Source organism: Sporosarcina sp. 179-K 3D1 HS (genome assembly GCF_047228905.1).
In the GTDB taxonomy this organism is placed as follows: Bacteria; Bacillota; Bacilli; order Bacillales_A; family Planococcaceae; genus Sporosarcina.
Genome location: NZ_JBFEGI010000023.1, coordinates 1 through 20,603, shown reverse-complemented (window position 1 = coordinate 20,603; position 20,603 = coordinate 1). Strand labels below are relative to the sequence as shown.

Annotated in this window: 20 protein-coding genes and 1 riboswitch; of the genes, 16 read left to right on the top strand and 4 right to left on the bottom strand. The window is 47.2% G+C overall.

The features are described 5' to 3' along the window. The 13 genes from AB1K83_RS17995 to purD all read left to right on the top strand — a co-directional run. Positions 1–277: hypothetical protein (locus AB1K83_RS17995; RefSeq protein ID WP_413059588.1), on the top strand; the 277-nt coding region annotated here is incomplete at its 5' end. Positions 278–627: 350 nt separating this feature from the next. Next, positions 628–1,164: a DUF2179 domain-containing protein gene (locus AB1K83_RS17990; RefSeq protein WP_413059587.1), complete on the top strand. Its 537-nt coding sequence runs from the start codon at positions 628–630 to the stop codon at positions 1,162–1,164. Beyond that, positions 1,161–1,349 carry an NETI motif-containing protein gene (locus tag AB1K83_RS17985; RefSeq protein ID WP_413059586.1) on the top strand — a complete coding sequence of 63 codons (189 nt, stop codon included), beginning with the start codon at positions 1,161–1,163 and terminating at the stop codon, positions 1,347–1,349. Before AB1K83_RS17990 ends, AB1K83_RS17985 begins: the two co-directional genes overlap by 4 nt. Before the next feature lie 86 nt (positions 1,350–1,435). Then, positions 1,436–1,535: riboswitch (purine riboswitch) on the top strand. Positions 1,536–1,696: 161 nt separating this feature from the next. Further along, positions 1,697–2,185: a 5-(carboxyamino)imidazole ribonucleotide mutase gene (gene purE, locus AB1K83_RS17980; protein WP_413059585.1), complete on the top strand. Its 489-nt coding sequence runs from the start codon at positions 1,697–1,699 to the stop codon at positions 2,183–2,185. Further along, complete coding sequence (gene purK / locus AB1K83_RS17975) at positions 2,182–3,303, top strand: 5-(carboxyamino)imidazole ribonucleotide synthase (protein ID WP_413059584.1); 1,122 nt, start codon at positions 2,182–2,184, stop codon at positions 3,301–3,303. Before purE ends, purK begins: the two co-directional genes overlap by 4 nt. A gap of 102 nt (positions 3,304–3,405) precedes the next feature. Continuing rightward, positions 3,406–3,660, top strand: coding sequence for a phosphoribosylformylglycinamidine synthase subunit PurS (purS, locus tag AB1K83_RS17970; RefSeq protein WP_413059583.1), 255 nt, complete (start codon positions 3,406–3,408; stop codon positions 3,658–3,660). After that, positions 3,657–4,349, top strand: a complete 693-nt coding sequence (purQ, locus tag AB1K83_RS17965; RefSeq protein ID WP_413059582.1) for a phosphoribosylformylglycinamidine synthase subunit PurQ — start codon at positions 3,657–3,659, stop codon at positions 4,347–4,349. The genes purS and purQ overlap by 4 nt, the downstream gene beginning before the upstream one ends. After that, the gene (gene purL, locus AB1K83_RS17960) at positions 4,333–6,564 is read left to right on the top strand and encodes a phosphoribosylformylglycinamidine synthase subunit PurL (RefSeq protein ID WP_413059581.1); all 2,232 of its coding nucleotides are present in this window, start codon (positions 4,333–4,335) and stop codon (positions 6,562–6,564) included. The genes purQ and purL overlap by 17 nt, the downstream gene beginning before the upstream one ends. Next, entirely contained in the window at positions 6,540–7,964 is a 1,425-nt protein-coding gene (purF, locus tag AB1K83_RS17955; RefSeq protein WP_413059580.1) for an amidophosphoribosyltransferase, read from the top strand. Before purL ends, purF begins: the two co-directional genes overlap by 25 nt. An 11-nt stretch (positions 7,965–7,975) precedes the next feature. Then, entirely contained in the window at positions 7,976–9,034 is a 1,059-nt protein-coding gene (gene purM / locus AB1K83_RS17950; protein ID WP_413059579.1) for a phosphoribosylformylglycinamidine cyclo-ligase, read from the top strand. Further along, on the top strand, positions 9,031–9,600 hold the full coding sequence (gene purN, locus AB1K83_RS17945; protein ID WP_413059578.1) for a phosphoribosylglycinamide formyltransferase: 570 nt from the start codon (positions 9,031–9,033) through the stop codon (positions 9,598–9,600). Before purM ends, purN begins: the two co-directional genes overlap by 4 nt. A gap of 152 nt (positions 9,601–9,752) precedes the next feature. Then, positions 9,753–11,288: a bifunctional phosphoribosylaminoimidazolecarboxamide formyltransferase/IMP cyclohydrolase gene (gene purH, locus AB1K83_RS17940; protein WP_413059577.1), complete on the top strand. Its 1,536-nt coding sequence runs from the start codon at positions 9,753–9,755 to the stop codon at positions 11,286–11,288. Between the two features lie 12 nt (positions 11,289–11,300). Further along, on the top strand, positions 11,301–12,560 hold the full coding sequence (gene purD / locus AB1K83_RS17935; RefSeq protein WP_413059576.1) for a phosphoribosylamine--glycine ligase: 1,260 nt from the start codon (positions 11,301–11,303) through the stop codon (positions 12,558–12,560). Between the two features lie 166 nt (positions 12,561–12,726). Here the strand turns inward: purD and AB1K83_RS17930 are convergent, their stop codons facing one another. The 4 genes from AB1K83_RS17930 to AB1K83_RS17915 form a co-directional block, all read right to left on the bottom strand. Then, a complete protein-coding gene (locus tag AB1K83_RS17930; RefSeq protein WP_413059575.1) occupies positions 12,727–13,845 on the bottom strand; it encodes a Ger(x)C family spore germination protein in 1,119 nt (372 codons plus the stop codon). After that, positions 13,821–14,942 (bottom strand): GerAB/ArcD/ProY family transporter, encoded by a 1,122-nt coding sequence (locus AB1K83_RS17925; RefSeq protein ID WP_413059574.1) that lies wholly within the window; start codon positions 14,940–14,942, stop codon positions 13,821–13,823. The genes AB1K83_RS17930 and AB1K83_RS17925 overlap by 25 nt, the downstream gene beginning before the upstream one ends. Beyond that, positions 14,939–16,312 carry a spore germination protein gene (locus tag AB1K83_RS17920; RefSeq protein WP_413059573.1) on the bottom strand — a complete coding sequence of 458 codons (1,374 nt, stop codon included), beginning with the start codon at positions 16,310–16,312 and terminating at the stop codon, positions 14,939–14,941. Before AB1K83_RS17920 ends, AB1K83_RS17925 begins: the two co-directional genes overlap by 4 nt. 166 nt (positions 16,313–16,478) lie before the next feature. After that, positions 16,479–17,171 carry a class I SAM-dependent methyltransferase gene (locus tag AB1K83_RS17915; RefSeq protein ID WP_413059572.1) on the bottom strand — a complete coding sequence of 231 codons (693 nt, stop codon included), beginning with the start codon at positions 17,169–17,171 and terminating at the stop codon, positions 16,479–16,481. Between the two features lie 168 nt (positions 17,172–17,339). Here AB1K83_RS17915 and AB1K83_RS17910 point away from each other — a divergent pair, with 168 nt between their 5' ends. The 3 genes from AB1K83_RS17910 to AB1K83_RS17900 are packed head-to-tail and all read left to right on the top strand — an operon-like array spanning position 17,340 to position 20,476. Next, positions 17,340–19,058 (top strand): adenine deaminase C-terminal domain-containing protein, encoded by a 1,719-nt coding sequence (locus tag AB1K83_RS17910; RefSeq protein WP_413059571.1) that lies wholly within the window; start codon positions 17,340–17,342, stop codon positions 19,056–19,058. Positions 19,059–19,068: 10 nt separating this feature from the next. Further along, positions 19,069–20,124, top strand: coding sequence for a DUF3048 domain-containing protein (locus AB1K83_RS17905; protein WP_413059570.1), 1,056 nt, complete (start codon positions 19,069–19,071; stop codon positions 20,122–20,124). Between the two features lie 31 nt (positions 20,125–20,155). Then, the gene (locus AB1K83_RS17900; RefSeq protein WP_413059569.1) at positions 20,156–20,476 is read left to right on the top strand and encodes a YerC/YecD family TrpR-related protein; all 321 of its coding nucleotides are present in this window, start codon (positions 20,156–20,158) and stop codon (positions 20,474–20,476) included. The last annotated feature ends 127 nt before the right edge of the window (positions 20,477–20,603 follow it).

Here is a 20,603-nt window from a genome sequence, read left to right as displayed (position 1 = left end):
CATACCGAACACGGAAGTTAAGCTCTTCAGCGCCGATGGTAGTCGGGGGCTTCCCCCTGTGAGAGTAGGACGTCGCCGGGCGAACAAGTCATTCCCAATGGGGAATGGCTTTTTTTGTTTTTTCCTTTACAGGAGTGTACTGATAGGGTGTGGGAAGAGGAAAATTAATTCAATGGAAGCTCTCTTTGTAGAACACCCTATGAAGGACTGGGAGATGATGAAAATTCCAAAATACGAACGCTCTCCCTGTCTTAAGAGCGGATTTCCAGGGTTATGATCGCTCGCGAAGATTTATGATCTCTTGCCCTGACTTATGATCGCTCGCGGAGATTTATGATCTCTTACGCTGAACTATGATCACTCGCAGAGAGTTATGATCGCTTGCAGAAACATAGGAGTGACTGATCGTAAGTAGATGTTAGCAACCTGCAAAGAAGTATAATCAGTAGACTTGATTACGGAATTCCAAAGCTATTACTCACAAAGCTACAGTCGTTTTCCTCCTCGTCTCAAAGGGTATACTACTCTATATGCCAATGTTACTAACATCCTCCAACAATTGATTGGAATGGAATCTCTTGAATTTAGCGAGGATTCCCTTTAGGATGAGAACTACATACGAAGGAGGTGGCTACAATACTAACAGTTCTTATCATTTTCTTAATTAACATTGTGTACGTGACCTTTTCCACAGTCCGTATGATTTTAACCTTAAAAGGGTATCGCTATATTGCAGCCTTGGTTAGTGTGTTTGAAGTCGTGATTTATGTCATTGGACTTGGGTTGGTTCTCGATAATCTAACGAAAATTGAAAACTTAGTAGCGTACGCGCTTGGATTTGGTTGCGGTATTATTATAGGTTCCAAAATAGAGGAGAAAATGGCTCTCGGCTATATCACGGTGAATGTCATTACGGCGGATGCCGATTCAGATTTACCGGGCCTCCTTCGAAAAGAGGGTTATGGTGTAACCCATTGGTCGGCAAATGGCTTAGATGGCAGTCGGTCTGCTATGCAAATTTTGACGCCTCGAAAATTCGAATTAAAACTGTATCAGACCATTAAAGACATAGACCCGAAAGCATTTATTAGTACGTATGAGACAAAAACGATTCATGGTGGTTTCTGGGTGAGATCGGTACGGAAAGGGAAATTGTTTAGATGACGAAGAAGAAAACGGTGTGGTTTGAAGTGGCAGCAGATGAAACGATTGAGGAATGCTTAGAACGTATGGCCTCCGAAGGGTACGTCGTGGCTGGTCGGAAGGAGGAACCGGTCTTTACTGAAGTGGATGGTGAGTATGTCCCTGTCCGACAACGTATTCAATTTAAAGGGATATTGAATAAGTGATATTATAAAAAGACGAACGATATAAAAATGACTCAAAATATCGTTCGTCTTTTGCGTTGACGGATGGTGTTTATCTTGCTAAAATGTGTAGTGTAATTAGATATCCCCATATATGCGAAGGAATTGGCCTTGGCGTTTCTACCAGGACACCGGAATGTCCGGACTATGCGGGAAGAGCAAACACTATCTTGGATTGATGACGGCGAGTGGCCTTTCTAAACAACTCGACGTATTCTTCAATGTCCTCGAACCTTGCTCTTCATGCATGTGAAGAGCAAGGTTCGGGGATATTTTAATATTAAGATTTAAAAAATTAAATATATTTATTGAAAAGGAGCAGATGAGAAGTGGAACCGAAAATCGGCGTGATCATGGGGAGCAAAAGTGATTGGGACACGATGAAACATGCGTGCGATGTACTCGATGAACTGAATGTTCCGTACGAGAAAAAAGTGGTTTCAGCACATCGGACACCGGATTTCATGTTCGAATATGCGGAGCAAGCTTACGACAGAGGATTACAGGTGATCATCGCAGGAGCTGGAGGCGCTGCTCATTTGCCCGGAATGGTTGCTTCAAAAACGCTACTACCTGTCATTGGCGTGCCGGTCCAATCTAAAGCATTAAATGGTATGGATTCCTTACTCTCCATCGTTCAAATGCCAGGCGGGGTTCCGGTGGCCACGATGGCAATCGGCAAGGCGGGAGCTACCAATGCGGGTCTGCTCGCTGCCCAGTTCCTCAGCGTTCATGATGAAGCATTGCAGAGCCGGATTGAAGCGCGTCGGAATGAAATGCGGAAAATTGCTCTAGAAAGTAGCGGTGAGTTAGTGTGAAAACCATTTTACCGGGACAAACGATCGGTATCATCGGTGGAGGCCAGTTAGGCAGGATGATGGGTTTGGCTGCAAAAGAGGCTGGATTCAAAATAGCAGTTCTTGACCCGACGATGGATTCCCCTTGCGGACAAATTGCGGATATACAAATTGTCGCTCCTTATAATGACGAAGCGGCGCTTGAAGAGTTGGGCGAAGTGAGCGATGTCATCACTTATGAATTTGAGAACATTGACTATGAAGGGTTAAAACGTCTTTCCGAGATAGCGCATGTTCCTCAAGGTGCTAACCTTGTCCGGATTACACAAAACCGGATTGCTGAGAAAGCGGAGATTCAACAAGCAGGAGCTCCGGTTGCTCCCTATATTGCCGCCCAATCGTTTGATGAATTAAAAAGCGCCATTGACACAATCGGTTTTCCTTGCATCGTCAAAACAGCGTTTGGCGGATATGACGGCAAAGGACAAGTGAAACTGGATTCCCTAAATCAGTTGCAAGAGGCGGAATCACTGTTTGCCCACTCGGCTTGCATTGCCGAAGCGTTCGTCCCATTTGTCAAAGAAATATCAGTCATCATTCAGCGGAATGCCGCAGGCGAATCGTATTGCCTACCGGTTGCGGAAAATATCCACCAGCACCATATCTTACATGAATCGATTGTGCCTGCCCGGGTCTCCTCAAATGTGATTGAGCAGGCGGAAGCGGCGGCACGGAAAATTGCAGACCATCTTCAGTTGGTCGGTACGCTGGCAGTGGAAATGTTCGTTTTGGAAAATGACGATATCCTCATTAACGAGTTGGCGCCAAGGCCTCATAACTCGGGCCATTATTCAATTGAAGCGTGCAACGTATCGCAGTTCCACCAGCATATCCGAGCCATTTGCGGTTGGCCGTTACGGAAGCCTAAACTATGGGCACCTTCCATCATGGTCAATGTCCTGGGTGAGCATGTTACGCCGCTGATTCGGGTCGTAAAAGAATATCCCGATTGGTCGGTCCATCTATATGGCAAAACGGAAGCAAAAGAGAAACGCAAGATGGGGCATATTACGATTATGACTGATGATATAGATAACACATTGCAAGAAATTATTGCCACAGGCATTTGGGCAGAATGAAGATTGTCCTTAGTAATAGCTTTACCCGATATTCAAGCGGTCTGTTGCGAATAGCGGACCTTCAAAACACTCTAATCTAATTCCATTTGGGAGGAACCAAACATGACGAAAGTAAACGTATACGTAACACTCCGTGAAAGTGTGGTAGATCCACAAGGAATTGCGGCGCAAGAAGCTCTTCACGCATTAGGTTTTGACGAAGTAGGCAAAGTTCGTGTAGGCAAGTTGATCGAACTTGAAGTGGAAGGGTCAAGTGAGGAGATCGAAGCGCGTGTCACTGAGATGTGCGAGAAGCTTCTGGTAAATAAAGTTATTGAAAACTACCGCTTTGAAATTGGGGAGGTTGCGGGCAAATGAAGTTCGCTATTTTAGTGCTTCCAGGCTTAAGTTGCGATGTGGACATGCATCATGCAGTCACAAAAGTGGTCGGTCAAGACGCAGATCTGGTCTGGCATTTGGATGCCGACCAAAAACTTGCGCAATATGATGCAGTCTTGATTCCCAGCGGCGCTTCCTATGGAGATTATCTCCGTCCTGGCGCGCTGGCCCAAGCTTCACCGGCTATCGAAAGCTTACAAGCTTTTGCGGCATCCGGGAAACCGGTATTGGGTGTCGGGAACGGGTTTCAAATTTTGGCGGAAGCTGGACTATTGCCGGGGGCGTTCCTTCAAAATAGTGGATTGAAATTTAGAACGGGCAAAGCCAAACTGGTGATTCAAAATAAAGTTTCTAAATTCACTACAGAATACGCAGAAGGTCAGGAAATCTCGATACCATTCGCGCACCAATATGGCAATTACTTTGTCGATGAAGAAACATTGACTGAACTGAAGCAGAATGACCGTATCGTTTTTACCTATGCGGAAGACAACAGCGATGGTAGCACGGACGCTATCGCGGGCGTTTTGAATGAACAGGGCAATGTTTTGGGGATGATGCCGCTGCCGGAACGGGCCGTAGAGGAAATCATCGGTGGAACAGATGGATACCCTTTATTTCAATCAATCTTGAAAAATTGGAGTGAAAACAATGTCAGCCATGCATGAACCAAACGCACAACAGATCAAAGAGGAAAAGTTGTATCGCCAGATGGGAATGACTGATGAGGAATTCGCAAGGGCGGAAGGCATCTTGGGACGCCTGCCGAACTATACGGAAACGGGTCTATTCTCTGCCATGTGGTCTGAACATTGTTCTTATAAAAGTTCAAAACCGGTCCTCCGGAAATTCCCGACGAAAGGTGAACGTGTTTTGCAAGGTCCGGGAGAAGGGGCTGGGATTGTCGATATCGGCGATAACCAAGCGGCTGTCTTTAAAATGGAGTCACATAACTCGCCTTCTGCGATCGAGCCTTTCATTGGCGCGGCGACAGGAGCGGGCGGTGTTCTTCGTGACGTCTTTTCCATGGGCGCCCGTCCAGTAGCTCTCGTCAACTCACTTCGTTTTGGGGATTTGACGGATGAGCGGGATCGCTATCTATTGGAAGAAGCGGTCGCGGGGATGGCTAGCTATGGGAACATTATCGGGATTCCGACAATTGCAGGCGAGGTGCAGTTTGATAATAGCTATTCCAAGCGTCCTCTCGTCAATGCGATGGCTGTCGGTTTATTGAACCATGAAGATATACAAAAAGGGGTCGCATCCGGAGTAGGTAACACTGTCATGTATGCTGGGGCAACAACGGGCCGTGATGGTATCCACGGGGCTACGATGTCATCAGTCGAAGTGTCAGTGGATGAAGAAGCCGATCTGCCGGTCATGCAGGCGGGGGATCCGTTCCTTGAGAAATTGGTCATGGAAGCTTGCTTGGAGCTTGTCAAATCGGATGCGCTGATCGGGATCCAAGACATGGGAGCAGCAGGTCTGACATCTTCCTCTGCAGAAATGGCTTCGAAGGCCGGCTATGGTGTGGAGCTGAACTTGGACCGGGTACCACAACGGGAACAAGGCATGACGCCTTATGAAATGATGTTATCCGAATCGCAAGAGCGGATGCTGATCGTCGTGAAAAAAGGTCGTGAACAAGAAATAATCGACCTTTTTGCCAAATATAATGTAAATGCTGTCGCAATCGGCCAAGTAACAGATGATAAAATGCTTCGCCTCCTACACAAAGGAGAAGTCGTGGCGGAAGTATCGGCTGACGCACTTGCTGAAGACGCACCTGTTTATCATAAAAAATCGGAAGAACCGGCATACTTTAAAGAATACCAGGCGATGGAAATGACAGAGCCGGTTGTAGAGGATTTGAAAGATACGCTCATCGAGTTATTGAAACGCCCAACAATCGCTTCAAAAGAATGGCTTTACAATCAGTTTGATACGCAAGCGGGACATAACACTGTCGTAGCACCGGGTTCTTCTGCCGGTATCATCCGTGTGGAAGGGACGTATAAAGGTCTCGCAATGACAGCGGATTGTAACTCCCGCTATGTATACTTAGATCCGGAAACAGGCGGGAAAATTGCAGTTGCGGAAGCAGCACGGAACTTAGTTTGCTCTGGTGCAGAACCGATTGCGATCACGGACTGCTTGAACTTCGGTAGCGCAGATAAGCCGGAAGTGTTCTGGCATCTTGAAAAATCAGCGGACGGCATTTCGGAAGCATGCTTGAAATTGAATGCCCCAGTAATCAGTGGGAACGTTTCTCTTTCCAACGAAGTCAACGGCGTGCCGGTCTATCCAACACCGACAATTGGTATGGTTGGGATCGTCCATGATCTATCGCAAGTGACGACGACAGTATTCAAAAACGCAGGGGATGCTATTTATTTGATTGGCGAGGCAGCGATGGAATTCGGCGGAAGCGAATTGCAGCAAATGCTCGAAGGGAAGATTTTCGGAAAAGCACCGGCAATCGATTTGGATGTGGAAGCGAAACGTCAGCAGGAATTGCTCGCTGCGATTCAAAATGAACTCGTTCAATCGGCGACAGATTTATCCGAAGGCGGACTTGCCGTGGCGTTGTGTGAAAAAGCGTTCGGTCCTGCAGGTCTCGGAGCGGAAGTGACCATTTCGGGTTCAGCAGTTACCGCTTTATTCAGCGAAACACAATCCCGTTTCCTAGTGACAGTGAAACAAGAGAACGCAGCGGCATTTGAAAAAACGGTGACGGATGCAGTCAAAATCGGTATCGTGACAGACAACGGAAGAATTGTGATTCAAGGCGAAAACAACGCTACATTGATCGACGGGACAGTGGAGGAATTCCGTTCCGCTTGGAAAGGGGCAATCCAATGCTTGCTGAACTCAGAGGCATAAACGAAGAGTGCGGCGTGTTTGGCATTTGGGGACATGAAGATGCGGCGCAGATTGCGTACTACGGTCTGCACGCGTTGCAGCACCGGGGCCAGGAAGGTGCCGGTATTGCTACGAAAAATGGAAAAGGACTTCAAGTCATTAAAGGCGAAGGTTTAGTGAATGAAGTGTTTTCTGGGAACAAACTGGATGGGTTGAAGGGGCATAGCGCAATCGGTCAAGTTCGCTATACGACGGAAGATGGACGTGGCATAGAAAATGTCCAGCCCCTTGTATTCCGTTCCACAACCGGAAGCATGGCCATCGCCCATAACGGGAACCTGGTAAACGCGCGTGACTTGAAGGAACACCTGGAGAAACAAGGAAGTATCTTTCAGACGACGTCAGATACGGAAGTACTCGCCCATTTGATCAAGAGAAGCAGCGGTTCGTTGACGCAGCGGGATCGCGTGAAAAAAGCATTGGCGATTTTAAAGGGCGCCTTTGCCTTTGTCTTACTAACGGAAGAAGGTCTCATGGTGGCGCAAGATCCGAACGGTTTGCGTCCGCTGTCCCTTGGGAAGTTAGGGGATTCATGGGTCGTTGCCTCGGAAACATGTGCGTTTGATATTATCGGTGCAGAACATGTCCGCTCGGTTGAGCCTGGAGAGTTGTTGATCATCAATAAAAATGGGCTGCAGTCGGAACGATTCGCTCCGGCGGCGGATCGGGCAATCTGTTCAATGGAGTATGTCTATTTCTCCAGACCCGACTCCGATATTGACAATATCAACATCCATATGGCGCGGAAGCGTTGTGGCAAGCAATTGGCCCGGGAAGTGCAGATTGATGCGGACGTTGTGACAGGGGTACCGGATTCCAGTATTTCCGCAGCGATCGGGTTTTCCGAAGAAAGCGGCATTCCGTACGAGTTGGGCCTCATTAAAAACCGGTATGTAGGCCGGACGTTCATTCAACCCTCTCAGGCTTTGCGGGAAAAAGGCGTGAAGATGAAATTGTCTCCGGTCCATCAAGTCGTCAATGGCAAGCGGGTCGTCATGGTCGACGATTCAATTGTACGTGGGACGACATCAAAACGGATCGTATCGTTGCTGAAAGAAGCGGGAGCTACGGAAGTGCACGTTGTCATCGCCTCCCCTCCACTCATCAGTCCATGTTACTACGGCGTGGATATCAGTTCGGATTCAGAATTAATTGCAACCGGACGTTCGGTTGAAGAAGTTCGGGAGTTAATCGGCGCGGATTCCTTGACGTTCTTGTCAATTGAAGGAATGTTGGAGTCAATGGGCCGTTCCCCGGAAATGAAAAATTGCGGGCAATGCCTGGCATGCTTTACAGGTGAATATCCGACGGACATCTATTCGGATACGGCCATGCCGCATGAAAAAGAAATCGTACGATAGGAGGCCTTTCCATGTCGAAGGCGTATGAAAAAGCTGGTGTCAATATTGAAGCAGGCTACGAGTCTGTTGAACGTATGAAATCACATGTGGCTCGGACCGCGAGAAAAGGGGTCGCGGGTACGTTTGGCGGATTCGGCGGCATGTTCGACCTTTCTGCACTTAATTTCAAAGAGCCGGTATTAATTTCGGGCACGGATGGTGTCGGGACGAAATTGAAGCTTGCATTCATGGCGGACAAGCACGATACGATCGGTATCGATTGTGTCGCGATGTGTGTCAATGATATCGTGGCGCAAGGGGCTGAACCGCTGTATTTCCTAGATTACATTGCGCTCGGAAAAGCGGTTCCGGAAAAGGTCGAGGCAATTGTCAAAGGGATTGCGGACGGCTGTGTCCAATCTGGTGCAGCGTTGATCGGCGGGGAAACGGCAGAAATGCCGGGTCTTTATGAAGTCGATGAGTACGACTTGGCTGGCTTCGCAGTCGGTGCTTGCGAAAAAAGTGATATCATCACTGGCGAAAAAGTGGCGGAAGGCGATGTTCTTGTTGGAATTGCATCGAGCGGAATCCATTCCAATGGCTATTCACTCGTACGAAAAATTGTCCTGGAAGAACAAGGCTATGAAATCGATCAGTATATCGCGGGGTATGAAGAGCTTGGTACAGTAGGCAATGCGCTGCTTCAGCCGACGAAAATCTATGCGAAACCTGTTTTACAAATGCACAAAGAATTGGATATCCATTCGATGGGCCATATTACAGGTGGAGGGTTCTTCGAGAACTTGCCACGTATGTTGGCGGATGGTTTCGGTGTGGAAATCAACCTTGGTTCTTGGCCCGTTTTGCCGATTTTCAAGATGTTAAAGGAAAAAGGCGACTTAACGGATAAAGATTTGTACAGCGTATTCAATATGGGAATTGGATTTGTTGTCGCCCTCCCTGAAGCGGATGCCGCAAGAGCTATTGAAATCGCAGCGGATCATGGCGAGCAGGCTTACTTGATCGGGCGCGTTGTGAAAGGTACGGGCGTCACGTTTAATGGTACTCATGACGGGAGCTTGGAAGCATGACTGTAAAAACAAAGATTGCCGTTTTCGCATCCGGAAGTGGCAGTAATTTTGCGGCAATCGAGGCAGCTTGCCGCAATGGGGAACTGAATGCGGAAATCGTCATGATGGTGACGGACAAGCCTGAAGCGTATGTGGTGGAACGCGCGGAAAAAGCTGGCGTCCCGATTGCGGGCTTCCGGCCGAAGGAATTCGGTTCGAAGCAAGATTATGAGGAAGCAGTTTTAGCTGTCCTGGAGGAAGCAGGCGCAGAATGGTTAGTATTGGCAGGTTATATGCGGATGATCGGCCCGGTTTTATTGGAGGCCTATCCGAACCGCATCGTCAATATCCATCCATCCTTGCTTCCTTCCTTCCCAGGCAAAGATGCCATCGGCCAAGCGATTGAAAAAGGAGTCAAAGTGACAGGTGTCACCGTCCATCTGGTGGATGAAGGGATGGATACCGGTCCGATTTTAGCGCAACGTGCAGTCGATGTAATTGACGGCGATACAGACAAAACGGCGGAAGCTATTCATGCAGTAGAGCATGATTTGTATAAAGAAACGCTGCAACAGTTATTTAACTAAGGGTTTGCAAGCAAATTAGGCTGCAGTGCAAGCAACTGGCTTGTGAATGCAAGCAAACACCAGGTGAGTGCTAGCAAACAATCCAGTTCTGCAAGCAAATCACCGATCTACCAGATTTGATGTGTTCATTACCAAAAACGGAGGGTTTATTCGTGAAAAAACGTGCATTGCTGAGTGTATCGGATAAAAGCGGCATATTGGAATTCGCCCAAGCGCTAGAAAGCCTTGGCTACGAATTATTATCGACAGGCGGAACGATGAAGCATTTGAAAGATAACGGTGTCGCGGTGACAGCGGTTGACGAAGTAACTGGTTTTCCGGAAATTATGGAAGGTCGCGTCAAAACGCTCAACCCGATGATCCATGGCGGGCTTCTGGCGAAACAAGACGATCCATTACACCAAGCGCAAATGGAAGAGCACGGTATCCGTCCAATCGATATCGTCTGCGTCAATCTGTATCCATTCAAAGAAACAATTTCTAAGCCTGATGTGTCTGTAGAGGACGCGATTGAAAACATTGATATCGGCGGTCCGGCTATGCTTCGTGCCTCTGCTAAAAACCATGTATACTTGACTGTCATCGTTGACGCAGTAGATTACGACCAAGTATTGGCTGAACTAAAAGCGGAAGGCAAAACGACACTCGAAACACGTCGCCGTCTTGCAGCGAAAGTGTTCCGTCACACGGCAGCGTACGATGCGCTCATTTCAGGCTATTTGACTGATCTTGCGGGCGAAGAATTCCCGGAACAAGTGACGTATACATACGAGCTGAAGCAACCCCTCCGTTATGGAGAGAACCCACATCAAAAAGCGGCTTTTTACAGTCGTCCACTTGGCTCGGATTTCTCAATCGCCTACGCGGAGCAACTGCACGGCAAAGAGCTTTCATATAATAACATTCAAGATGCCAATGCGGCTCTTCAGATCGTCAAAGAATTCGATGCACCGGCAGCGGTTGCGGTGAAACATATGAATCCATGCGGCGTTGGAACGGGAGAGACAATCTCTGAAGCGTTCAATAAAGCGTATGAAGCAGACCCGGTTTCCATTTTTGGCGGAATTGTCGCATTGAACCGTGAAGTGGATGCGGCTACTGCTGAACAATTATCTGGAATTTTCCTTGAAATTGTCATTGCTCCTTCTTTTACACCGGAAGCGATTGAACTGTTGACGGCGAAGAAGAATATCCGCTTATTGACGATTCCATTCGATCAAAATAAGAAAGACCAGTGGAATACGGTATCAGTGGAAGGCGGTCTGTTAATGCAGGAGCCGGACGCATTTGGATTCGCGGATGCGGATATTCGAGTCGCTACGGATCGTGAACCGACAGAAGAAGAGTGGGAAGCGTTGCGCCTTGGCTGGGCTGTCGTTAAGCACGTGAAATCCAATGCCATCGTCGTTTCCGATTCTCATATGACGCTAGGCGTCGGTGCGGGGCAAATGAACCGCGTCGGAGCAGCCAATATTGCATTGACACAGGCAGGGGAGCGTGCGAAAGGAGCAGCGCTTGCATCTGATGCGTTTTTCCCGATGGATGATACGGTCGAAGCGGCGGCACAGGCCGGCATTACTGCAATCATCCAGCCGGGCGGGTCTGTGAAAGATGAAGACTCGATCAAGAAAGCGAATGAATACGGCATCGCCATGGTCTTTACTGGTGTTCGCCATTTTAAACACTAAGGGGGAAATCAAGTGAAAGTACTCGTTATTGGTAGCGGCGGTCGTGAACATGCGATTGCCCGCCAGTTCAATCAATCTCCTTCTGTGGAGAAGGTCTTTGTCGCTCCGGGTAATGACGGTATGCGCGAAGATGCTGAAATCGTCTCGATCCAGGCGACCGATTTCGAAGCTCTAGCGATATTCGCTAAGGATAACGGCATCGACTTGACATTTGTCGGGCCCGAGCAACCATTGGCGGAAGGGATCGTCGACTACTTTGCAGAACAAGGCTTAACTGCTTTCGGCCCAACCAAAGCAGCGGCTCTTATTGAAGGGAGCAAGTCATTCGCGAAAGAATTGATGGTCAAATACAATATTCCGACCGCAGGGTACGGTACTTTTACCGATGCAGAAGAAGCAAAAGCGTTTATTCGCAAGCAAGGCGCACCGATCGTCGTTAAGGCGGACGGACTGGCTGCAGGGAAAGGCGTCATCGTCGCAACTACGCTGGAAGAGGCACTGCATGCGGTGGACGATATGATTGGCAATCAAAAATTCGGAGAGTCCTCTTCGAAGGTCGTCATCGAGGAGTTTTTGGACGGCGAGGAATTTTCCTATATGTCATTCGTCCATGATGGGCAAATCTATCCGATGGTCATCGCACAAGATCATAAGCGTGCGTATGATGGAGACAGAGGTCCTAACACAGGTGGGATGGGGGCTTATTCTCCAGTTCCACAAATTTCGGATAGTGTCGTGCAAGAGGCATATGATAAAGTGGTCGTACCGACAGTTGAAGCGATGGCGGCGGAAGGAACTCCGTTTACCGGGATCCTATATGCTGGTTTGATTCTGACGGAGGAAGGGCCGAAAGTAATCGAATTCAACGCTCGCTTTGGCGATCCGGAGACTCAAATCGTCTTGCCGCGGATGGCATCCGATTTCGGTGAGTTCATGACAGCCCTCATGGCAGGAAAACCGTATGACTTGAAATGGCATGACGAGGCAATGCTAGGCGTCGTCGTCGCAGCGGACGGCTACCCAGGCGATGTCGTAAAAGGCAACCTATTGCCGGATTTAAATGGGTTGCGTTCCCAAGGACTGGAGATCTTCCACGCTGGGACGAAAGCGGAAGGTGATCGCTATGTCGGCAACGGCGGCCGCGTCCTGTTAATTGCCGCGCAAGCGGATTCGCTGAAAGAAGCGCAAGAAAAGGTATACGCCGGACTCTCCCAACTGAAATGGGACGGTTTCTTCTACCGGACGGATATCGGCTGGCGGACGTTTGAATAAAGAAAAAGACCATTCTGCGTAAAGTAGAATGGTCTTGTCGTATTAAGTGAAGGATTAGCTTCCTAGTAGTATCTGAGATTACCGCCAATCCGCTTAGTTGTCCAAAGAACCGTCACATCTTCGACGAATATGAAAAGTTGTCGGACCAACGCCCGTGTCCCCAATTTTATTCAACTACTCCGGTGCTTTTCAGTTCTATCTTCACTTTGACATTGAATTTGATTTCGGGATAAATGCGCTCCCATTCATCCGCAATGTCTTTTCGCGATAATCTTGTCGCACGATAACGCAAGCCGAACCCGAATGGATCGAAATTGTTTTCTTGGAGTTTTGTCAAGAGCCCCTCGACTTTTTTTTTGATCTCTTTTGCCGCTATTTTATCGTATTTTTCTAAGTTTCTATTATCCAAACGCTTACTGGCTTCCCCGACCACACCGACTTTCGTGATGTTCATATCGATTCGCGGATTACCTTGGTCAAGGACGATTTTATAATTCATTTTAATTTGATCGAAGTTCATTATCATTACGAGGTCATCTTTTTCAATTTTATAACTGAACCCGTAAGCTTTATGCACAAGGGAATTGAAATACTTTGTTTCCTCCCGTGTCAATTCCAGAGGTTGCACTCCCCAATTGAGAATAATCGATTTATCAATGACGAATTCGTCGTTTTCTTCATCTATGCCGATGATTGGCATGATTGTATCCATCCCTTTTCCTAAAACCTCCCGTCTGAACTCAAATAGAAATGTTGTCACGACGAAGGGGCTTTCCGTTCCAGTATTGTCGAAATAGTTATATAAAGCGATCGATGCAGGAGTTTCAATTGCTGGTTCAAAGGAAATAACCTCTTCGGCAGTCTTATCAGCTACAGCGACATAGGAAATCATTTGGATATCCCCGCGCCTTGTGAAAAAGTCCATGAATGTATCTAAATCCTTGTCCAGCAATTCCCTGTGCATAATAATGATTTTACTATGTCCAAAATCCAATACTTTATCGACACGGGTTTCCATATCGTGGATTGCTTCTGCAATTGATTCAGCGTCATGCGATATATAGAAATAAGGCGGGGATGTTGCTTGTTTGACGTCTCCGACATGCTTTGCCAACTTCAATGTCACCCTGAAACCGTTCCTCACTTTTTCCGAGGGATCAATACCGAATCCAATGACAAATACCCTCTTGTCGATATCTTTGAATGCACATCCGGCTTGTAGAAGCAAGGAGAGCAAAAGGATGGAGGCAAGGCCCCCTTTTATAATTTTTTGCTTTCCCGCCATTTGGATGCAGCCCCTTTCTTCGCTAAAAGTAAACAACCGACTAGCAAAATCAGCATGACTGGCAAAACGATGTCATCGTACATTTCAACTGTTCTATAAAGTCCTTCCACTGTCATCGTTCTAGTTAGGATCATTGCAACAACCCAATAGAAGACGATGAATAAAGGAAGGGTCAAATTAAACGATTTCCATTTGAACCGCTTGAAATGAAAGACGCTTGAAAGCAATTGGATTGAAATATGCCAATGCATGATGATACTGACGACGCCGAGGGCCAAAAAGGCGCCAATAAATATAAAGACGATCCTTTCAATGACCCCAAATTTCATACGGATGGAATCACTCGTCATAATCCACGGATACAATGCATTATCGAGAGAGTCGAACCCCCCAAAACCGATTGGAAGGAAATAAGTCGTCGCAAGGATGTACGTGCAAGTAAGTGTCAGAAGAGCCATGCCTTTAGGTGTCGGCTTTTTCAGTGTTGTGAAAAATCGATTGAATATCACTAAGTTTGCAGTTCCTACGACGATAAAGAGCGAAGATGTAAAAGCCCCATAATCCGGCAACTGATTAACCTGCATGAGAGCGATTCGTATATAATCCCAATTCAGAGTGGGACTTAGATAGCCCTTTATTTGAACGAATACGATAAACGGGACAACGAGAATAAAAATAATTTCACTCATATATAAAATGTTTTTCGTTACCATTAAGACCCCATACGTGACGACAAGGGCAAAAGTCAACACAATCGTGTAGATGGACATTTCAGGCGTCAGAAAGCGGATAATGATAAATGTGTAAATCATAAGTGTGAAGAGACCTGCGAAATACCACGCTGCACCCATAAAAAGAAGAACTGGTGTTGCGACCCATTTGGGAGTGTACGCTTTCAAAATCTCGGGCAAGCCTTGGCCGGGGAAACGGCTAAAAAGAATCACGAGGAAATAGGTCAACGAAATTCCGAAAATAAGCGCAAGACCCATGGAAATGATTGTCCCGCTGTCGCTTCCAGAGATTAGGATTCTTGGCGTAATAGAAACCATATTTGTCAGGGTATTAATCAGAATCAAGTAAAAAAGGAAACGGCTCATTTATTGTCCATCCCCAATTCAGCATTCTTGCCCTTCCATGGAATCCGCAAATACGGTTCGCCCATGCTATCCTTGTTTGCTAAAAACATGATGATTCCAATGAAACCGATCAGTAATCCAACCAATCCGAAAAGCGTAGTGTAAATAATCAATAGAAACCTTACGACTCGAACTGCAAAGCTCATTTCATTGATAGGAATGACGAATGTGGAAATGGCGACAGCTGAAATAATAATGACCATAATTGTTGAGGTCAATGCTGCTTCCGTCGCTGCCGTCCCTAATATAAGCCCGCCGACAGTCGTCGCGGTGCCGCTAACCGCTTTCGGCAATCGCATGCTCGCTTCTGTCAATAATTCCATGAAAAAGATCATGAAAATAACTTCGATAAACGAAGGATAAGGCACACCGATCCTACTTCCTGCAACGGTTAGGGCCAGCTCAATCCGAAGAATCTCGGGGTTATACGACGTCATCGCTATATATAAACTAGGAAGTACAATACATGTGAATAAACCTAAATACCTTAACATAATCGTAAAACCTGATACGACAGAGACGTGGTAATTGTCTTCCATCGATGACATGAAATCAAAAAAGACGATAGGTGCAACGATGACATTCGGACTTCCGTCAATTGCGATGATAACCTTCCCGGCGACCAAATTGTAGACGATGCGATCAGGACGCTCTGTTACCATCGTCGTCGGAAAAAGGGTCAACTTGCTCTTGTTAAGGAAGTGTTGGAGATCCTCCACAGATTCGAATAAAGGGTTATTGATCCCCTCCAGCTCCGCTCTGATTTTCTTTAACATACACGGATCGCTTCGATCACTGTCGTAGAGCAAAACGATTGGACGGTTGGATGTATCATTCTTTATAATTTCCTCGACTTTTAAAGAAGAATTACGGTATCGCTGCCTGATCAAATTGATTGTCGTTTCAATGTCCTCGCTTAATCCTTTCTGCGGCCCATGAATCGTCGGTTCCATTACAGTCTCCTGAACCTCATCATTCTTAACGAGGCGGATATCCAATAAAAAAGTACGATCACCAATCGCAATCAGGACGAAACCTGAACTAAGCATAATGAGTAGTTTATCTTTATCCGGAATATCTGTTCGATTCGGCAAAGATTGGATATACGATGCAAAGTCTTCTTCCGATGCCATTTCAAAAAATGGCCTGATGACCGTTTGTTGGAGCTTATCGCCGTCCACGACCGATTTTACATAGAATAGGAAGGCGGTATGATCTTTTATTTGAAGAGGCGTATTAACGATATCACTCGAAGGATCGAATATGGTCGATAGTTCCTTGAATAAAGGAGGGGACCCCGGAGGCCCACAGCCCTCCTGTTTTTCAGTCATTTGCAACTCTCCCTTCATGTGATGCGCAGAAAAAAGTTTGTCTTTAGCGTCCCCGAAAATGGGGAAATGATACATTTTCGAATTTGAAGAGATAACAAAACACCCCGGTTCAATTGATGAATCGGGGTGTTGTTCTATGAATATTCAATTGGGTTCAACTACCTAATCAATGCGCTTTGCAAATCCAGCCGCCGAACATATTCGTAGAAAAGAACTTGGCGATATTCTGGAATCCGGCCTCCTCCAGCAAACTAACAATTTTGTCTTCCGGGAGGAATGAAAGGCTACGGACCGTTTTCTCCATTTCATCCACTTCTTCTTGCGTCAGCTTGGTTGAGTCAAGCCAATAAGCCTTCCATAATGCGAACAATTCATCGAAGGCCGAGGCATCAGGGTCACCGTACATGGCCGCCAGGACGAACGGCGCGCCCTTTGGCAGATGCTGACGGATTTTCTTTAATAAATGAAGTTTATCTGCATCTTCCCGGATAAAATGCAGTACAAGCAAACAGGTGGCAGCATCGAAAGTTTGGCCCGAATCCACATCATCGACGGTACCTTCCACGAAACCAACACGATCGGCCATCTGTGCATCTTCCGCTTTCATCCGAGCTAGCTTCAGCATAGATGCAGCAGGGTCGACAGCGGTGAAAGTCCAACCCGGATTGCTTGGTCCGAGGGCAGTCAGCTCATTTCCCCCGCCGGCACCGACGAGCAGTAGGCGGGCTTGCGGACTGCAATGGGACCGGAGGAATGCTTGGACAAGCCGGAGCATAGCATCGTAGGAAGGGAGAGTCCGCCGTATACCTTTGTCATATTCATCCGCCATTTCTTTATCAAACGTCATTTTTTCCGTCATCTAATCAAATCCCATCTATGTAGTGTATAAGTGTACTTTCCACAAAACTTAGAAGATTCCTTTCGATCTGAAGAACCAGTTCAAATTCACCTAATAATCTATTTTTCTTATGCGCGCTATGCTACGATTATGAGCAGGGGAATGTTACATAGAAAGGAAGAAATGGTTATGTGGGAAATGAATGAAGTACAGCAACAATTGCGTATTATCAATGGTAAGCAAGCGCCCGAACTGCTTATTACCAATGCGACTTACTTGCATTCCATCTATAAAAAATGGGTGGAAGGGAACATTTGGATTTCGGGAAATCGAATTATTTATGCAGGAAAGGATATGCCTGCCATTACGGAAGGGACGGAAATCGTCGATGCGGCAGGCAAAAAAATCGTGCCTGGGTATATCGAGCCGCATGTCCACCCTTTCCTCTTATATAATGCTGAAACATTGGCCGATTATGCAGCCAGTAGAGGAACGACGACATTCATTGCGGATAATCTCATGTTTTTCCTGACACTTAGTAATGAAACATCTTTTACAATTCTAGATCAGTTTGCGAACCTGCCCTATTCGTTTTACTGGTGGACGCGTTTTGATTCCCAGACGGCCCATCAACGGGAAAAGGAATTATTTAAGCCTGAATCTGTTGCGGAGTGGCTAAAACGGCCGGATATCCGGATGGGTGGCGAGCTGACGGCCTGGCCACGTCTTGTAGCGGGTGACTCGGATATGTTTACTTCGCTTACTGCGGCAAAAGCGGCGGGCGTTAAAATTGAAGGTCATTTTCCAGGCGCATCGGACAAGACGTTGGCCCGGATGAAACTACTCGGAGCCGATGGAGACCATGAAGCGATGACCGTGGAGGAAGTGGAAGCGCGGTTGCTGCATGGTTATGGTGTCACGCTTCGTCATTCCTCGATCCGACCGGATTTGCCGGATCTGCTCAAAGGTTTGGTTGAAAGAGGGCATGATGTGTTCGACCATTTGATGATGACGACGGATGGGGCGACACCTTCGTTTTATAGCGACGGCGTGATGGATAAATGTATCCAAGTGGCGCTGGATGCCGGTGTGCCGCCGATTGACGCTTATCAAATGGCTTCTTATAATATAGCCCGCTATTATGATATGGCCGATTTGCATGGCATCATTGCGACGGGACGCTACGCGTCGCTTAATATATTGGAGGATGAATACAACCCTGTTCCGACCGATGTCTTGTCAAAAGGGAATTGGTTGAGACGAAATGGTGAATCTTCCGGGACGCTTGGCGCGGTCGATTGGTCGGCGGTACCGGCATTTGCTCCGCTATTTGAACTTGAAGAATCAGATTTCCGGTTCGATAGTCCGATTGGAATAGAAATGGTGAATGATGTCATCACCAAACCGTATGAGGTCACGGTTGACACGACAGGGAATACGTTATCGGAAGATCATGATGAAAGCTTTGTCATGCTCATCGACCGCTTTGGGGAATGGCGGGTCAATGCGATAATTAAAGGCTTTGCAACGAAAGTCCAAGGGCTGGCCTCCTCCTTCTCCAATACAGGAGATATCATCTTGATCGGAAAAGACAAAAGAGAAATGCTTCGGGCATTCGACGAGATGAAACGGATTAGAGGAGGAATGGTCCTGACCGAAAATGGGACCACGGTAGCGACCATCCCATTGCCATTGGGCGGAGGCGGATCGTTGGAGCCATTGGACATTTTGATAGGACAGCAAGTTGATCTTGTCGAAGCACTTGCTGCAAGGGGATATGAATATGGTGATGTCGTCTATACGTTTCTATTCCTGCAGTCCACACATTTGCCTTATATCCGTATTACCCAATTGGGTTTATATGATGTTATGAAAAATGAAGTGCTCGTTCCATTCACGAAAAGATAGGGGAGAAGATATGAGAGGGAAAATGAGAGCATGGTTCACCCTTTTGGTGGCCGTCCTGTTGCTGTGTGCAGCGTGTTCAAAAAAAGAGAAAGTGGAGGCGGAGGCGATTCCGCTTCCATCGCCTAGCGAAGAAATCGTGGAAGAAGTAGAACCGATTCCGAAGTATCAACAACCTTTTACAGGCGTCTTGTCAGACACTGAAACGACGCGTCGTCCGGTGCTCGCGACCATTAATAATCATCCATTGGCTCGACCGCAGTCGGGTATCAGTCAAGCGGATATCGTCTATGAAATGGCGGCTGAAGGCAACGTGACGAGATTTTTGGCTTTATTCCAAAGTGAATTGCCGGGAGAAATTGGTCCGGTCCGGAGTGCCCGGGATTATTTCGTGCATATTGCCAAAGGGCTCGATGCGTTTTATGTAGCACATGGGTATAGTCCGGACGCCCAGAAGTTGCTGCAAAACCGGGTAGTCGACAATATTAACGGCATGCAGTACGATGGGGTTTTATTTCAGCGTTCAAAAGAGAGAAGGGCGCCTCATAATTCGTATATCAGTGGAGATAATGTGTTAGCGGGCGCTGAAAAAGTGAATGCTTCCATGGAAATCGGGAAGACGCCGTCCCTCTCTTTCCATGAATCGATTGAAAGTGCTAAAATAGGAGATATGGCGTCGTCCATCACTGTCCGTTATGGAACAGATTCCAACTTTACAAGCGTCTATACATATGACGCGGATAAAGGGACATATGAACGGACCGCGAATGGCATATTGACGGTTGACAAAGCAGATGGACAAAAAGTGGAGCTGTCCAACATTCTCGTATTTGAAGCGGCGCATCGGACCATTGATAATATCGGACGGCAAGCGATTGATATTGACTCGGGCGGCCGAGCCTTATTGTTTCACGCTGGCATCGTAAAAGAGATTGAATGGAAGAATGAAGACGGGTTCCTCCTGCCCATCGACAATGGCTTGTCGGCTAAATTGATACCGGGGAAATCTTGGATTCATATCGTTGCATCGAATCCAGGCATGGCCACGTCCGTCACTTATACGCCGTAACTGAAATCATGTGAAGAGAGGGATTCCTTCTATGCAAATCGATAAGATCCGCAGCGATCAGACGGATCAATTGTTCAAGGCGATCCTTGAATTGAAAGACCTCGATGAATGTTATCATTTCTTTGATGATTTGTTTACAATCGGTGAACTCCAATCGCTTGCTCAGCGGTTGGAAGTGGCCCGGATGTTGAAATTAAAGAAGACGTACGACACGATTCAAAACGAAACGGGAGCGAGCACCGCAACCATCTCCCGGATCCGCCGTTGCGTCGACTACGGGTCAGGCGGCTACGCAAAAGTATTGGCTCGCCTGTATCCGGAACTGGAAGACGAAAAAGAAGGTACGGAATAATGGAAAACCGGACGGCGCTTGCTGTCCGGTTTTTTGCGGGGTAAGCGCTGATAACTTCGTGCAAGCGCTGATAACTTCGCGCTGGCGCTCATAACTCTGCGCAAGCGCTGATAACTTCGTGCCGGCG

Bases quoted from the DNA above. Each gene is read 5' to 3' on its own strand.
- AB1K83_RS17910 (WP_413059571.1), top strand. From the start codon at position 17,340: ATGTGGGAAATGAATGAAGTACAGCAACAATTGCGTATTATCAATGGT.
- AB1K83_RS17925 (WP_413059574.1), bottom strand. From the start codon at position 14,942: ATGAGCCGTTTCCTTTTTTACTTGATTCTGATTAATACCCTGACAAAT.
- purN (WP_413059578.1), top strand. From the start codon at position 9,031: ATGACTGTAAAAACAAAGATTGCCGTTTTCGCATCCGGAAGTGGCAGT.
- AB1K83_RS17930 (WP_413059575.1), bottom strand. From the start codon at position 13,845: ATGGCGGGAAAGCAAAAAATTATAAAAGGGGGCCTTGCCTCCATCCTT.
- purL (WP_413059581.1), top strand. From the start codon at position 4,333: ATGTCAGCCATGCATGAACCAAACGCACAACAGATCAAAGAGGAAAAG.
- AB1K83_RS17905 (WP_413059570.1), top strand. From the start codon at position 19,069: ATGAGAGGGAAAATGAGAGCATGGTTCACCCTTTTGGTGGCCGTCCTG.
- AB1K83_RS17985 (WP_413059586.1), top strand. From the start codon at position 1,161: ATGACGAAGAAGAAAACGGTGTGGTTTGAAGTGGCAGCAGATGAAACG.
- purF (WP_413059580.1), top strand. From the start codon at position 6,540: ATGCTTGCTGAACTCAGAGGCATAAACGAAGAGTGCGGCGTGTTTGGC.
- purM (WP_413059579.1), top strand. From the start codon at position 7,976: ATGTCGAAGGCGTATGAAAAAGCTGGTGTCAATATTGAAGCAGGCTAC.
- AB1K83_RS17920 (WP_413059573.1), bottom strand. From the start codon at position 16,312: ATGACTGAAAAACAGGAGGGCTGTGGGCCTCCGGGGTCCCCTCCTTTA.
- AB1K83_RS17915 (WP_413059572.1), bottom strand. From the start codon at position 17,171: ATGACGGAAAAAATGACGTTTGATAAAGAAATGGCGGATGAATATGAC.
- purQ (WP_413059582.1), top strand. From the start codon at position 3,657: ATGAAGTTCGCTATTTTAGTGCTTCCAGGCTTAAGTTGCGATGTGGAC.
- purS (WP_413059583.1), top strand. From the start codon at position 3,406: ATGACGAAAGTAAACGTATACGTAACACTCCGTGAAAGTGTGGTAGAT.
- AB1K83_RS17900 (WP_413059569.1), top strand. From the start codon at position 20,156: ATGCAAATCGATAAGATCCGCAGCGATCAGACGGATCAATTGTTCAAG.